Annotated in this window: 15 protein-coding genes, 1 tRNA gene and 1 other RNA gene; 7 read left to right on the top strand and 10 right to left on the bottom strand. The window is 60.8% G+C overall.

The genetic code is table 11. The annotated features are described in order from the left end of the window. Positions 1-40 precede the first annotated feature (40 nt). Positions 41-940: a TauD/TfdA dioxygenase family protein gene (locus RE4_RS20770; RefSeq protein WP_046377803.1), complete on the bottom strand. Its 900-nt coding sequence runs from the start codon at positions 938-940 to the stop codon at positions 41-43. A gap of 30 nt (positions 941-970) precedes the next feature. Beyond that, positions 971-1,945, bottom strand: coding sequence for a quinone oxidoreductase family protein (locus RE4_RS20775; protein ID WP_003943928.1), 975 nt, complete (start codon positions 1,943-1,945; stop codon positions 971-973). Between the two features lie 200 nt (positions 1,946-2,145). Between RE4_RS20775 and RE4_RS20780 the strand changes: the two genes are divergently transcribed. Further along, complete coding sequence (locus tag RE4_RS20780) at positions 2,146-3,150, top strand: AraC family transcriptional regulator (protein ID WP_060939267.1); 1,005 nt, start codon at positions 2,146-2,148, stop codon at positions 3,148-3,150. Here RE4_RS20780 and RE4_RS20785 read toward each other — a convergent pair. Then, on the bottom strand, positions 3,143-4,189 hold the full coding sequence (locus RE4_RS20785; RefSeq protein ID WP_081098407.1) for a YeiH family protein: 1,047 nt from the start codon (positions 4,187-4,189) through the stop codon (positions 3,143-3,145). The genes RE4_RS20780 and RE4_RS20785 overlap by 8 nt on opposite strands. Positions 4,190-4,290: 101 nt before the next feature. On the opposite strand from RE4_RS20785, the gene RE4_RS20790 reads away from it, so the two are divergent. Further along, positions 4,291-5,199: a LysR family transcriptional regulator gene (locus RE4_RS20790; RefSeq protein ID WP_020905889.1), complete on the top strand. Its 909-nt coding sequence runs from the start codon at positions 4,291-4,293 to the stop codon at positions 5,197-5,199. A gap of 7 nt (positions 5,200-5,206) precedes the next feature. Here the strand turns inward: RE4_RS20790 and RE4_RS20795 are convergent, their stop codons facing one another. The 4 genes from RE4_RS20795 to ffs all read right to left on the bottom strand — a co-directional run bounded on the left by RE4_RS20795 (position 5,207) and on the right by ffs (position 8,694). After that, positions 5,207-5,788, bottom strand: a complete 582-nt coding sequence (locus RE4_RS20795; RefSeq protein ID WP_060939268.1) for an HhH-GPD-type base excision DNA repair protein — start codon at positions 5,786-5,788, stop codon at positions 5,207-5,209. 18 nt (positions 5,789-5,806) lie between these two features. Further along, entirely contained in the window at positions 5,807-7,162 is a 1,356-nt protein-coding gene (locus tag RE4_RS20800) for a glycosyltransferase 87 family protein (RefSeq protein WP_060939269.1), read from the bottom strand. Between the two features lie 98 nt (positions 7,163-7,260). Then, on the bottom strand, positions 7,261-8,553 hold the full coding sequence (locus RE4_RS20805) for an aspartate aminotransferase type Ic (protein WP_046377801.1): 1,293 nt from the start codon (positions 8,551-8,553) through the stop codon (positions 7,261-7,263). A gap of 41 nt (positions 8,554-8,594) precedes the next feature. Then, an RNA gene (gene ffs / locus RE4_RS20810) (signal recognition particle sRNA small type) lies at positions 8,595-8,694 on the bottom strand. Positions 8,695-8,830: 136 nt separating this feature from the next. Here ffs and RE4_RS20815 point away from each other — a divergent pair. The 3 genes from RE4_RS20815 (at position 8,831) to RE4_RS20825 (ending at position 10,311) form a co-directional block, all read left to right on the top strand. Beyond that, a tRNA-Ser gene (locus RE4_RS20815) sits at positions 8,831-8,918 on the top strand. A gap of 77 nt (positions 8,919-8,995) precedes the next feature. Further along, entirely contained in the window at positions 8,996-9,436 is a 441-nt protein-coding gene (locus RE4_RS20820; RefSeq protein ID WP_019746523.1) for a hypothetical protein, read from the top strand. 56 nt (positions 9,437-9,492) lie between these two features. Further along, the gene (locus RE4_RS20825; protein WP_060939270.1) at positions 9,493-10,311 is read left to right on the top strand and encodes a pentapeptide repeat-containing protein; all 819 of its coding nucleotides are present in this window, start codon (positions 9,493-9,495) and stop codon (positions 10,309-10,311) included. 9 nt (positions 10,312-10,320) lie between these two features. Here RE4_RS20825 and RE4_RS20830 read toward each other — a convergent pair whose 3' ends face one another. Then, positions 10,321-10,629: a DUF6191 domain-containing protein gene (locus RE4_RS20830; RefSeq protein WP_007731580.1), complete on the bottom strand. Its 309-nt coding sequence runs from the start codon at positions 10,627-10,629 to the stop codon at positions 10,321-10,323. Positions 10,630-10,762: 133 nt separating this feature from the next. Between RE4_RS20830 and RE4_RS20835 the strand changes: the two genes are divergently transcribed. Both RE4_RS20835 and RE4_RS20840 read left to right on the top strand, forming a co-directional pair. Beyond that, positions 10,763-11,434, top strand: coding sequence for a response regulator transcription factor (locus RE4_RS20835; protein ID WP_019746521.1), 672 nt, complete (start codon positions 10,763-10,765; stop codon positions 11,432-11,434). A gap of 39 nt (positions 11,435-11,473) precedes the next feature. Then, positions 11,474-12,253 carry a helix-turn-helix domain-containing protein gene (locus RE4_RS20840; RefSeq protein WP_019746520.1) on the top strand — a complete coding sequence of 260 codons (780 nt, stop codon included), beginning with the start codon at positions 11,474-11,476 and terminating at the stop codon, positions 12,251-12,253. A 22-nt stretch (positions 12,254-12,275) separates the two neighbouring features. On the opposite strand, the gene RE4_RS20845 is transcribed toward RE4_RS20840, so the two are convergent. Together RE4_RS20845 and argE are read right to left on the bottom strand one after the other, a co-directional pair. Next, positions 12,276-13,565 (bottom strand): MFS transporter, encoded by a 1,290-nt coding sequence (locus RE4_RS20845; protein ID WP_020905883.1) that lies wholly within the window; start codon positions 13,563-13,565, stop codon positions 12,276-12,278. 27 nt (positions 13,566-13,592) lie between these two features. Next, positions 13,593-14,792, bottom strand: a 1,200-nt coding sequence (gene argE, locus RE4_RS20850; protein WP_255246886.1) for an acetylornithine deacetylase, incomplete at its 5' end; no start/stop codon positions are given.

A 14,792-nucleotide genomic window follows, 5' to 3' on the forward strand; every position in this document is an offset into this window, starting at 1 on the left:
GATCGAGTGAATGAATTATCTTCGGGGCTGGGAAGAGAGATCAGAACGGTGCGTCGCCGATGATTCCGGCGCGTTCCATCTTTCGAACCGCGGGCCAGTAGTCCTGCACCGCGTAATGCTGTGTCGACCGGTTGTCCCAGATCGCGACGCTGTTCTCGGTCCAGCGCCACCGAACCTGGTACTCGGGAATCTGGGCCTGACTGGCCAGGTAGGTGAGCAGGTTTCCGGCACCGGGGGCGTAATCGATTCCGTAGCGGACGTTCTCGGGCGTGTGATAGTTCACGAGGTGTGTGGCGAACGAATTGACGAAGAGAATCTTCTCGCCGGTCTCCGGATGTGTTCGTACCACGGGATGTTCGGCGTCGGGAAAGCGTTCCTTCAGCTGGTGCCGCTGATCGATCGGCATCCGAGCGCCGAAGGTCGACTCGATACTGTGCCTGGCACGCAGATCCTTGATCTGCTCCTTGACCCGCGCCGGCAGATTCTCGTAGGCGAGTGCCATGTTCACCCAAATCGTGTCGCCGCCGACCGGAGGTGTTTCCACACAACGCAATACACATCCCATGGGAGGGTTCACGCGCCAGGTGGCGTCGCAGTGATACGCATTCTCGAAATGCTCCGGTGGGCTGTCCAGGTCTTTGTAGATGCGGACCAGGCCCGGGTGGTCGGGGTCGCTGCCCAGGGCCGGATGATCCTCGAGCTCACCGAATCGCTGGGCAAGCTCTACGTGCTCGGCTTTGGAGAAGTTCTGGTCGCGAAAGAACAGAACCTTGTGTTCGAGCAGCAATGCCTTGATCTGGGCAAAGAGTGCAGCATCTCGTGCGACCTCGCCGAGATCCACCCCGGACAACTCTGCCCCGATCGAACAGGTCAATTTCTCGACGTGGATCGTGCTGGTCGACGAGGGAAGGTTTTCTGTCAACGTTGCGGTGTTGGTCATGACAATTCCTCTGGGAAGTGCTGTTTCGGTTCAGACGGAGAAGACGGAGGAACCGATACTGCGACCGGACTCCATGTCGTGGTGCGCACGCACCGCATCTTCGAGGGGGTATCGCTGGTTGATCTCGATCTTGATTCGCCCGGATTCGACGTGTGAGAACAGTTCGCCCGCCAATTCGGCACGTTCCTCGGGATCTGCGATGTAATCGGCAAGTGCCGGACGTGTGAGGAAGAGAGATCCCTTGACGGCCAACTGCATTGCCTGAATCGGCGGAGTCGGCCCGGACGCCGTTCCGAAGCACACCAGCAGCCCGCGCCTGGCAAGGCAATCGAGAGAGATGTCGAACGTGGATTGCCCGATACTGTCGTAGACAACCGGCACGCCGACGCCCCCGGTGATCTCCTTGACACGCGCTACGACGTCCTCGCGGGTGTAGATGACGACTTCATCGCACCCGTGAGCACGGGCAACGCTCGCCTTCTCGTCGCTCGACACCGTTCCGATCACTTTGATTCCCAACAGTTTTGCCCACTGGGTGAAGATCAGTCCAACCCCGCCCGCCGCAGCATGCAGCAACACGGTGTCTCCCGCTTTCAACGGGTAGATGCGACGCAGAAGGTAGGCGGCGGTCAGTCCTCGCATGGTCATGGCGGCCGCGGTGTCGAAGGCGATGCCGTCGGGTAGCGCGATCAGGTCGGACGACGCCATGATCCGCTCGGTGGCGTACGCACCCAGCGGACTGCCGGTGTAGGTCACACGGTCCCCCACTGCAAAATCGACTACTCCCTCGCCGATCTCTTCGACCACACCGGCGCCCTCAACGCCCATCCCGGCAGGCAATTGCGCAGGATAGAGGCCACTTCGAAAGTAGGTGTCGGCGAAGTTCAACCCCACCGCTTCATGACGAACCCGAACCTCTCCGGCACCCGGTCGTCCTACCTCGATCTCTTCCCAACGCATGACGGACGGTGTGCCGATCTCATGGAACCGAATGGCGTTTGCCATCAATGCTCTCCAATTCTGTGGGCGGGCTCGACTCGATTACGGTCGAGCTGTATTCGTACGCAACAACTTCCAGAAGTCGGTGCTCGACTTCGCGGTCGTGCTGAACTGATGTGAACAAAACTATGTGAGATCCGGCTCACATGCTTAACTTGACGAGACACACAACACAACATTTCGGGACATCGAGTAAAGGGGGCCCTATGAAGCCACTCGCCCGCTACGCGTCACTGAACCGATACGTCGACCTGTGCCGAACAGTGGACGTGGACGCTGTGGCCCTCATGAGAAGTGTCGGCCTGAGCCCGGCAAGCCTGGCGCACCCCGACCAATGGGTACCGGCCGCCTCCATCGCATCGCTCCTGGAGCGATCGGCAGCGGAGTCCGGACACGAAGACTTCGGGCTTCTACTCGCCGGCCTGCGTCGACTGTCCAATCTCGGTCCCCTCAGCTTGGTTATCAGGGAAGAACCAGACGTCAGGAGCGCGCTCGACGTATTGATGCGATACGAGCACACGTACAACGAGTCATTACGCATTCGACTGAACGAGGTCAACGGACTGGCCACCCTGCGAATCTCGCTCGAGGTCGGCGAACCGGTCGACACCAGACAGAGCGTCGAACTCGCAGTCGGCGCGACGCTGCAGATCCTGCGAAGTTTCCTGGGTTCTCGATGGCATCCGGTCAGCGTGGGATTCACGCACAATGCCCCGAAAGATACGAGCACGCATCGACGAATCCTCGGCGACACCGTGGAATTCGATCACGAATTCACCGGAATCGTTTTCTTCGCCGCCGACCTGGATGCGGCAAACCAACTCTCCGACGAGTTGCTCCGGCCGTACGCTCGCCAGTTCCTCGACTCACTTCCCGCATCGGAAACCTCCGACACCCTCAGCCGAACCAAGGAATTGATCGAAGTTCTGCTTCCGACCGGCCGCTGCTCTGTCGAGCAGGTGGCACGAAGCCTCGGATTCGACCGGCGGACACTGCACCGTCATCTCGCCGAATCCGGAGATACGTTCACGGCCGTTCTCAATTCGGTCCGAAGCACCCTCGCGGAACGATTTGTCGCCAACCCTCGCTATTCATTGACCGAAGTGGCGGTGCACCTGGGGTTTTCGACGCAGGGTAGTTTCTCGCGCTGGTTTCGCACTCAGTTCTCGACGAGCCCGAGCGCATGGCGGACTCAACGCTCGATCAGCTGACCAGCACGACTCCGACGTAGGCTATCGTCGCCACCCACACGGTGGAAATCGCGGCCAGAACGAATGGTCGGGCACCCACTCCACGAATGACGCTCAGCCGCACCCCCAGCCCGAGAGCGAACATCGCAGCAGCCAACAGCGCCGTCTGCACGGTCTTCGCCAATCCGAGAAGCTCATTTGGCAACATTCCGGTGGAGCGCAAACCCATGCAGCCGATGAATGCCACGACGAACAACGGAATCAGCGGGGGCCGCTTGGTGGCGGTGTTGTCGACCATCGTGCGTTGCCGAATGCTCAGAAACGCCATGACCGGCGCCAACATCAATACGCGCGCAAGTTTCACCACGGTCGCGACACCCAACGCGGTGGCGCCGAGAGCGCTGCCGGCAGCCACTACTTGTGCCACTTCGTGGATCGACCCACCGGCCCACATGCCCGCCTCGATCTCGTTCATACCGAAAGCATCGGCCAGCAAGGGGATCGTCGGAATCATCAGAGTTCCGAAGATCACCACCAGCGCAACAGCGGTCAGCAACTCTTCCTCTCGCGCATTCACCACACCGTCCGCAGCAGCCACAGCGGCTGCTCCACAGATCGAGAAGCCGCAGGCAATCAGAATCCTCTGCGACCAACTCAATCCCAGAAGCTTTCCGGCATACATGGTCCCGGCGATACCGAGGAACACTATCGCCACCACAACGGCGATCACTCCCCAACCCAAACCGACGATGTCGGAGAACATCAATTGCAGCCCGAGCAGAGCGATACCCACCCGAAGTAGCCGTTTCGCCGAGAATGCCAGGCCAGGTTGGAATTTCGCCGGCAAAGAGACGGTATTCGCCAACACCGCACCCGCCACGATCGCAATCAGCAACGGACTCACGGCGGAGGTGAACTGACCGGCTATCAGCGCGACCGTGGCACCCAAGGCGCACAACGCAACTCCGGGCACCAATGCAACCACACTCGACCACCGTCGTACTTCTGACGAAGGGGCGACTGCGGGTTTCTCGGCCACGGACTTCACATCACGGTTCACTCATCCAGCGTCCTTGAGCCACCATCGCTCCGGTAGGGCGATTTCTACCATCACGACATATCAGATCGATATGGAATAGATGCTGGGTATAGCCTGTCTGCATGACCAGAAGGTGGCCCGACCTCACCACACTCGAGCTACTCGTCGGCATCGATGATCACGGAAGCCTCAGTGCTGCAAGCCGTCTGGCTCACATCGCACAACCGAATGCCAGCCGCGCCGTCAAAGCCCTCGAGCGGCAGCTCGGGATGCCACTCATACACCGAAGGTCGACGGGGGCGACTTTGACTCCGCAGGGGACCGTCATCGTCCACTGGGCGCGCCGCGTCCTCGCCAACTCGAGGCAGCTTCTCGACGTCGCCGAAGGGATGCGGACCGAACGATCCGCGGAATTGACCGTGTGTGCCAGCATGACCGTCGCCGAACATCTGATCCCGGCCTGGCTCGGCGTCTTTCGATCACTGCATCCTGGTGTCACCGTCCACCTTCAGGTCTACAACTCGACACGCGTACTCGAAGCCGTCGAAGTAGGAATGTGTGACCTAGGATTCGTCGAGTCACCGACCGTTCCGAAGAGCCTGCCCAGCGTCACCGTCGCGCGTGACTCGCTGGTCGTGGTCGTTCATCCGGATCATCCATGGGCGCGTCGACGAAAGCCGCTGACCGTCGCCGAACTGGCAGCGACACCGCTGCTGGTGCGTGAGCCCGGATCGGGAACCAGAACGACTCTCGACCTGGCGTTACACGAATACGAGCGCGGTGCACCGTTGTTGGAACTGGGTAGTTCGGCCGCGATTCGAACCAGCGTGCTCGGTGGCGTCGGCCCGGCGGTACTGAGCACGCTGGCCGTCGAGGACCAGGTGAAGCAGGGAGAACTTCGGGTCGTAGCCGTCGAAGGCTTGGAACTCGACCGATCCCTGCGTGCAGTGTGGCGCCCGCCGCGTCAGCTCGAGGGCCCCGCAGGCGACCTGATGAAAGTAGTGCGTGCCAGCGGGTCCCGGAAATCCTGAAAGCGGCTTACTTCTTGTCGGCCTTCGCTGCCGCCTTTGCGGCCTTCTTGAACTCGCGGACCTCGAGCAAAGACTGTTCGTCGACCACGTCTGCAATCGAGCGCCTCGAGCCCTCGAGCCCGTAGTCGCCGGCCGCTTGGCGCCAACCTTTCGGCTCGACGCCGATCTGTTTTCCGAGCAACGCCAGGAAGATCCGGGCTTTCTGATCCCCGTAACCGGGTAGGGCTTTGAGCCGCTTCAGCACTTCCTTGCCGTCGGGATTTCCCGAAGTCCAGATCGCCGCGGTGTCGCCGTCGTAGTTCTCGACGATGAACTGGCACATGAGCTGGATACGCTCGCCCATCGACTTGGGGAATCGGTGCACAGCCGGAGGCTCGGCACAGATGGCGATGAACTCGTCGGTGTCCATGTCGGCGATATGCCTGACGTCGATACCGCTGAGCCGATCCGCCAGCTTCTTCGGACCGAGGAAGGCCGTTTCCATCGGAACCTGTTGATCGAGAAGCATTCCGATCAACAACGCCAACGGGTCCTCGGCCAGGAGGGCATCAGCTTCGGGGTCACCGACAAGGTTCAGTTGAAGTGCCATGAGTCCGATACTGCCACGTCAGGCGGCAGTTGTGACCGGCGCCGACGCATCCGGAGCCGGAATCTTCCACTTCTTCCAGCCGAACAGAACCAACGTCGAGACCGCGGCAAGCGTGAAGACCCAGAGGTAGACGCCGACGGTCGGAATCCGCAGATACTCGGGCGGCACGAACATGAACAGGCCCATTCCGACAAAGCGATCCGTACCCGGAATGACCGACGGGTCCCACCAAGTGTGAGACCAGTTCAAGACTGGGAGCAGGAAAACGAACGGCGCCACCCACGCCCAGCGCTTCTTCGACACCATCGCGTAGTGCGCGGCGAGGACGACCAGCGGGACGAACCACACCCAGTGATGACCCCACGAGAACGGCGAGACAGTGGTCGCAGTCAACCCCGTCATGGTGAGGCCGAGCAATTTCTGGCCGTGCCGGTGAGCAATCCACGCGGCACCGAGTCCGAGGCATACTGCCAGCGCACTGAAGACGAGGACCAGGACCCGCGACGACGTCGGAGTGTGAGTGAGCTGAGCAATCAGACCGGACACGGACTGGTTACTCGGAGCATCCGTCGGTCCGACGCGTTCGCTGTCGACAAGAGTGCCGGTCCAGTACTTGTACGCATCGTTGTAGATCACGACGAAACCAATCGCGACGGTCGCCGCGAACGTCACGACGGCCGTCACCAACGCACGCCATTGACGAGTGATGAAGAGGTACGCCCAGAAGAAGGCCGGAGTGAGCTTCACGCCGGCGGCGATGCCTGCCCCGATTCCACGGAGCCGACTCTTCTCGTCCCGACCGAGGTCCCACACGATCAAGAGCAGCAGGAAGATGTTGATCTGCCCGAGCCAGAGCGTCGTACGTATCGGTTCCATGAACAGAAAGATCGTGGTGGCCAACGCACTGACGGCGTACGCCTTCACGTCGAGCCGATAACCGAGGTACTTCCAGCACAACACGATCACTGCGAACAACGCAGCGATGTTCAAACCCGTCCACACGACAATCGCCTGTTTGAACGAGAGCACCGCCCACACCGTGAACAGCAAAGCCGCAAACGGGGTGTACGTGAACATCATCCCTTCCAGGACTGGCCCGTCGTACAACGGAAGGCCCTGAACCACAACGCTGCCGCCGTGGCGGTAGACGTCGAGATCGAGGAAATTTTCGAAGATCCCCCAGTACCGCGTATTCATCGGCACGGCGAAAAGAACCATCAGCACGGACGCGACTGCCAGAACACCGAGCACAGAGAATCCGAGAACACCGACACGGAGACTGCGTCGCGGTATGTCAGCTTCGATGACCGACTCTGATTTCGCGGTGTGCGCCTCGAAAGAGGGTCCATCCGAAGCGTTGATCGCGCCCGTCACTACAACCTCCGGGATTTACACCCTATGTCGGGAATTGATGCTCCGAACGGTACAAGACGAGACCGAAAAGTACCGACCGGGCACGCCGCTTAGAGAACTCAGATCTCGGAGAGACGCGATTCGGTGGCTGCGAGCAGGACACACGTCGCCACGCCGTCCATGGCAACTTCGAGTTCAGCCGTGGACGGGAAGCTCGGGGCCAACCGGATGTTCCGGTCATCCGGATCCGTGCTGTACGGGAAAGCCGATCCGGCAGCGGTGAGCGCGATACCCGCGTTCTTCGCCAGTTCGATGACGCGCTTGGCCGTGCCGTCGACCACGTCGAGGCTGATGAAGTATCCGCCCTTCGGCTCGGTCCAGGACGCGACCTTCGAAGCACCGAGACGATCCTCGAGGATCCGCAGTACGAGCTCGAACTTGGGTGCGAGGAACGCGCGATGCTTCTCCATGTGCGCACGAACGCCGTCGGCATTGCCGAAGAAACGCAGGTGGCGAAGCTGATTGACCTTGTCAGGTCCGATGCTCTTCTTACCCAGGAACTTCTGGTACCAGGCAAGGTTTTCCGCCGAGCTACCGAAGAAGCTCACACCAGCGCCGGCGAAAGTGATCTTGGACGTCGACGCGAACACGAGCGGACGGTTGGGGTGTCCGGCCTCCGCTGCCATCGAGAGAATGTCGTAGGAAGGTGCGGTCTCGCCGACAAGTGGATGCACGGCATACGCGTTGTCCCAGTACAGGCGGAAGTCCGGCGCGGCCGTCGGCATCGACGCGAGCGTCCGGACAATTTCTTCGGAGTACACGGCACCGGTGGGGTTCGCGTAAACCGGAACCGCCCACATGCCCTTGATCTGCGGATCTGACGCAACAAGTTCGGCGATCTTGACGATATCCGGGCCGTCGTGGTTCATCGGCACCGCAATCATCTCGATGCCGAGGGACTCGGTGATCGCGAAGTGGCGGTCGTAGCCCGGTGCGGGGCAGAGAAACTTGATCTTCTCTTCCTGTGCCCATGGCCGGGCCGAATCCGGAGTGCCGTGCAGCAGTGAGAACACGACGTTGTCGTGCATGATCTCGAGGCTCGCGTTGTTGCCGGCGAGAAGGTTCGCAACGGGGATACCCAGCAGCTCACCGAAGATGGCGCGCAGTTCCGGCAGACCGGTGAGTCCGCCGTAGTTACGGCAGTCGGTGCCGCTGCCGTCTCGGAAGTCACCGTCGCCGGGCAGCGTCAGCAGCTCTGCGGAAAGGTCGAGTTGTTCCGGGGAAGGCTTACCGCGGGTCAGATCGAGTGCGAGCTTCTGCGCCTGGAGCTGCGTGTACTTCGCGCTCTGGCTCTCATGCTCGGAGGTGAGTTCTTCATGGCTCATCAACCCGATCTGGGTTTGGATAGGCATCCGGAGCGGCCTTTCACCGACGAGGCGGGGTCGGGTATGTGAAAAAATAGAGGACCCCGCGCACCCGGCAGAGCCCGTTGACCCTTGCTGCCTTCCGGCCCTGGGGGAGTTCACAGGATGCGCGCCGCGCGGGATCCAATGAACAGTGTAGACGGCTTTCGTCGGCCGCTGCACACCACCTACCGGGGTGGAGATGCAAACCCTGAGATCCACCGGTTCTTCGCAGGTCAGGTACCCGTTTAACGCTTCACGCCTGCAATTGGGTATGCTGCTCCACGGAGGATTCGCCTAGTGGCCTATGGCGCTCGCCTGGAACGCGGGTTGGGTTAACGCCCTCAGGGGTTCAAATCCCCTATCCTCCGCCAGGGAAGTCCCCGACCAGTCTTGGTCGGGGACTTTTTCTTTGCCACGAAGCATCGCCGAGCAGCGATACTGTCGACGAATGCGTCCCTCGACAACTGGCCGGGTCATCGCAGCAGGTACCGGCCTGATACTGAGTGCACTTGTCGACGCCCCCGTGAAAAAGTGGATGTCTCACCGCCGAACACCTGCCTACGCCGCCGGCCTCGTGGTCGCCGCGGCCGTTTATCCCGTGGCTCGGCAGGGACAAGCTCGGCAGGGACGCCTGGTCGACGTCTCCATTCCCGTTCGCGAATGGAGTGCAGTGTCCGCAACATTTGTGGTCTTCGTCGGCGCACTGGTTCTGCAGCCGAGTACCGCACGGCGACTGGTTGCAGCGAGCTGGGCCGTCCACCCGATTTTCGACCTACTTCACGAGCGTGGTCCGGAATCACGTCTGCCGGATTGGTACCCCGCAATTTGCGCGGGATACGACCTCGGAGTCGCTGGACTTCTTGCTGCCGAACCACGCAATTTCGTTTGACAGACTCACGAACTCGAAGCCAGACTTTCCGTCCAACCCAACAATCGGGAGTACGCGTGATTGCCGGCCAGACCAATCTGCTCGCGGATTGCAGCAGTTGCTTCGGCCTGTGCTGCGTCGCACTCCCCTTTTCCAAGTCCTCCGACTTCGCGACCAACAAGAATGCCGGCGACCCCTGCAAGAACCTGCAGCAGGATTTCCGCTGCGGCATTCACACCGGATTGCGAAAGAAGGGCTTCACCGGTTGCACCGTGTACGACTGTTTCGGTGCGGGACAGAAGGTTTCACAGCAGAGCTACGACGGCATCAGCTGGCATGATGCCCCGGAGACCGCGTCAGACATGTTCGAAACGTTCCCTGTCGTACGCCAGTTGCACGAACTGCTCTGGTATCTCGCCGAAGCCCGCTCGCTGAAGCAAACCCACTCGATACGAAAGGAACTCGACGCTGCACTCGCAGAGACGGAAAGCCTGACCAACGGCACGCCTTCGCAGATTCAAGCCGTCGACGTCTCAGCACACCGAGCGACAGTCAACACACTGCTCTTGCAGACGAGTAACCTTGTGCGCTCGCCGATCTCAGGCAAGAAGGGTCGCAAACTCGACCACCGCGGCGCAGACCTCATCGGCGCCAGATTTCGTGGTTCCGATCTACGTGGAGCCAACTTTCGCGGGAGTTACCTGATCGGTGCAGACCTCCGCGACTGCGAACTCGATCGAGCTGATCTGATCGGTGCAGACTTGCGCGGCACCGACATTCGCGGCGCAAAACTCCGCGGCAGTATCTTTCTCACTCAGTTCCAGATCAACGCGGCGGTTAGCGATTCGGCTACCACACTCCCCGATTCACTGACCCGCCCCAGCCACTGGGCCTGAGCCCGACTGTCAACTCCGTCGACGGAGAACGACCTTGTTAGCTTCCGGATCGACGGACACCCACGGCGGGTCACCGTCGGTTCCGTCCTCACGATGCATCAACGCGCTCTGCCGCTGTTCGAATTCATGATGCTTGGACCCCTGAAACAGGGCAGCAACCTCTTCGAAGCCCGCAGCCGAGACCGGACGAGTCGTGCGCCCCCTGGTCCACGGCAGTGCGCGGCCACCGGTAAGCCGGTTCCAGAGAGTCTCGGCGAACGCGAACAGAACCAGCAGCACGAGCAAGCCTGGCAGCGTCAACGCGAACAGAGTGCCCATGAAAGAAGTCTAGCGGCGAACGCCCCAGGTCCCCTCAACTTTTGATCAGCCACCTTGTTGTGGCCATGCGGTGGATGATCTGCCAGAATGCAAGCTGTTACGACTAGTAACACCTTCGGGGGGAGGATTTCACGTGAGCTTGATACTTGCAGCTACCGACCGTTCGGAGCTTGCCCAGACACTCGGGGCCGAATTAGTACATTTTGGTCATCAAACACAGCTCGTCCGCACCGGGCGCCGCCTACTCGACGACCTGGACACCGACAGTTTCGATATCGCCGTGATCGATCTCTTGTTGCCGGACATCGACGGCTACGAGATTGCACGACAGATCCGCTTGCGCAGTTCGATGCCGATCATGATGTTGGTGGATACCCACGAGGACATCGACGAAGCACCACATGGCGCTGTCTCGGACTTCGTACTGAACCCGATCGATTCTCACGCGCTCGATCTTCGGGTCACCGCGATCCTTCGTGAAACCGCGCATCCCGCCGCCGGAAAACACCAACGTCACGGTGACCTGCTCCTCGATCGACGTGCAATGACGGCGACGATGGGCGGAAAGCTGCTCGTCCTCAGCCGGACCGAATGGCGGGTACTCCTGGAACTGTCGACCGAGCCTGGGCGCGTGTACTCGCGTGATCATCTGATCCGAAACGTCTGGGGTTCCGACCACGAAAAGACACGTGTGGTCGACGCGACCATTCTCAGCTTGCGGTCCAAACTCGAATCCAATCCCGCGAAACCGAAGTACATCAAAACCATCCGGGGGTTCGGATATCGCTTCGGCCCGGTCGAATGAACTCGCCTTCGTGTCGGTGGCGCTCGATAGGCTCTTGTCATGGGTTGGTACACACCACAATCGGTCGCCCCGGATCTCTCCGACATCCTGGTGTGTGGCTGGACGGCGTGCGCAGAAGGTGAACACCTGCTCGTGCCCGATGCTTGCATGGACGTGCTGTGGATACGTGGCGTCGGCATACGCGTCTGTGGCCCCGAAACCGCTGCATGGTCATTCACTCTTCCGCCCGGAACACGCTCCGTGGGTGTTCGATTCCGCCCTGGATCGGCATCGCCGATGTTGCGAACCTCGGCGTCCGAGCTTCGAGATTCTCGCGCTGACCTCAGCGCTGTAACCGACGCACGCACGGAAAGAATACTGTTGAACCGCTTGGAAAATTCCGAAGACCACGAACAAGTCTCGATCCTCGAAAGCGCTGTCCGGAGTTGGGCAAGTTCGAGTTTCCGTCACGATCCGGTGATCAACCACGTCCGCACCGCACTGTCCGAACATTCGTGGAATGTCAGCACTCTCGCCGACGCGGCGGCACTGACTTCGCGCCAACTCCAGCGTCGATGCAACGACGCCTTCGGATACGGCCCTGCAACGCTGCGCTCGATCCTGCGCCTCCAGCGTTTCATGGCGCTCGCCCGCAGTCGACCCGCACTGGGCCTCGCTGAATCCGCAGCCCACTGCGGATTCAGCGATCAGGCCCACTTGACGCGTGAATGCCGCCGAATCTCTTCGCTGACCCCGGCAGCTCTACTGCGAACCCAAGCCCCCGACTGGCACGGGTCGGAAACCGTTGTCGCGCTGGCAGAGGGAGACGCGGTCGCATGATCGCTACCGCGCTCCCCCGCCGTCACTTCTGACTGAAAAGCGTCCTGGCAGACCACAGCCCGCCGAGGGAGAGCACTGCGACCGTCATGTAGTAGTAGCTCGGAGCGTCGAGCGAGCCTGTTGTACTGATCAACCAGGTCAAGACCAACGGCGCGATTCCGCCGAGCAAGGTCACGCCGAGGTTGTACGACAAAGACATCCCGGTAGCCCGGATCTCCGCTGGGAACAGCGAACTCATCAAAGCAGGCAAGGGGCCGAAGGCAAACGCCATGATGACGCCCAGGGCCGAAACAACCAGGACGAGCGTCAGAGTCGAGGGGTGATCGACCATCAGTTTGAAGAGCGGCCAGGCCAGGACGATTGCCGCAACGGCGGCCCAGGTCATAACTCTCGCAGGTCCGACCCGGTCTGCAAGATGACCGATCAACGGCACGGTGATCAAGGTGACCAGTCCGGCGACGATTCCGCCGAGGTAGCCGGCAGAGGCGGATACTCCGAGGTTCTTCACGGCAAACGTCGGCATGTACAAGATGAGGTAGATCGAGATCGTCGCGACGCCGACTACTGCCGCGCCGGTCAGCACCCGGCCGAGATGCCTGGTCAGCGTCGTCTTCAGCGGGGCCTTTTCCGGGACGCTCGTCTTGAAATCGTCCGTTTCATCGAGCTTGGCGCGGATGTAGAGACCGACCGGCCCGACGATGATGCCGAAGAAGAACGGAACGCGCCAGCCCCACGAGTAAAGCGCTTCATGCGAGAGATGGGTATTGAGCACGTATCCGAACAACGATGCCAGGAAAACCGAAGCACCCTGGCTGGCAACCTGCCAGGAAGAGTAGAACGCCTTCTTGTGCGGTGCAGTTTCCACGAGGAAGGTTGTAGCAGTACCGAATTCACCGCCAGCGGAGAATCCTTGAATGAGTCGCGAAACCAGGATGACGACGCCGGCCCACGGCCCGATCATCGAGGTCGTCGGCGCCACCGCCATGATGAGCGTGCCGATCATCATCAGCATCATCGTCAACGTCAAGGCGTTCTTGCGCCCGCGACGGTCGGCATAGCTTCCGAGAACCATCCCGCCAAGCGGCCGGATGACGTACGAGATCGCGAACGTCGCGAACGTCAGTATCAAGCCGAGGGTGTTGTCGCCGCCGGGAAAGAAGTTATGGGCGATGACCACTGCAAATGATGCGTAGACGATGACGTCGAACCATTCGAGCGCAGCGCCGAGCGAACTGCTGATCACCGCCTTGCGAGCAGCGGCCAGGCGTTCCGGGGTGACTGCTCCGGAGGTTGGCGTAGTTGCCGTGGACATGGTTTTCCTTAGGGGGGTGAGGGTGGGTCAGGCGCGGGCGTGAGCGATGACGTTCCGAACGAACTGCTCGCACTGTGCCAATTGGTCAAGTGTCACGTACTCGTCAGGTGCATGCGCCTGAGTGATGCTTCCCGGCCCACACACAACAGTGGGGACACCGATACTCGCGAACATCCCGGCCTCGGTGGCGTACGCGACCTTTTCGTCCGAGGGCCGACCACCCCATTGTTCGACCAGTGCGGCCGCCGAAGCATTCGCATCCGTCTCCAGGGGAGGAACCGAGGCCGACACGTGCATCGTCACGGAGGCTGACGGGTTTTCTTCCTGCATCAGGTTTTCGATCCGATTCGCCTCGGAGGCAAAGCGTTCGAGCAAATCTGCGGCGCCAGCTGAGCTGATGCTCCTGAATTCGAAAGTGATGGAGCAATCCTCGGGGACAGTGTTCACTGCGATCCCGCCGGATACGAGATTGACCGAACACGTCGTCCAGGCCACGTCGAATGCGTCGTCGTACGGGCCGGACGCACGGAGCTCGTCGGCCGCGCTTCTGACGAATCGAATCAACTCCGCGCCGTATTCGATCGCGTTGACTCCTCGCGGAGTAAGCGACGAGTGCGCCGAAACACCATGCAGATCAACACGTATGACGTTCATCGACTTGTGTGCGCGAATGACCCGCATCTCCGACGGCTCTCCGACGACGCACACATCAGGGCGCAGGTTCCGGGAAACAACCTCCTCGACCAACCCGGCCGCACCGATGCAGCCGACTTCCTCGTCGTAGGAGAATGCAAAGTGAATCGGCTTCGCCAGCGGCCGAGCAACGATGTCGGGGATCGCCGCGACAACGATCCCGATGAACGACTTCATGTCGCACGTGCCGCGTCCGTACAGACTTCCGTCGCGAATTTCGGGAGTGAAAGGGTGGCTGCTCCAGTCTTGATCGTCGACCGGCACTACATCTGTATGGCCGGAAAACATCACTCCACCGGCAGTGCTTCCGTCAGGAGGCGTGAATGTTGCCAACAGGTTCAGCTTGGAACCCTCGTCGTCGGAAACGAGTATCGGCTCGACCCCGTGGCGACGTAGTTCCGCGGCGATGAGATCGATCAACGGTCGATTGCTCACGGCACTCGTCGTATCGATTCCGATGAGGCGCTGCACCCAGTCGAGACTTCTCTCGGTTGGAACAGCGGACAACGTGGTGGACGACATCTGGGTTCTCCT

The sequence above is a fragment of the Rhodococcus erythropolis NBRC 15567 genome, assembly GCF_001552595.1.
GTDB classification, from domain to species: domain Bacteria; phylum Actinomycetota; class Actinomycetes; order Mycobacteriales; family Mycobacteriaceae; genus Rhodococcus_F; species Rhodococcus_F erythropolis.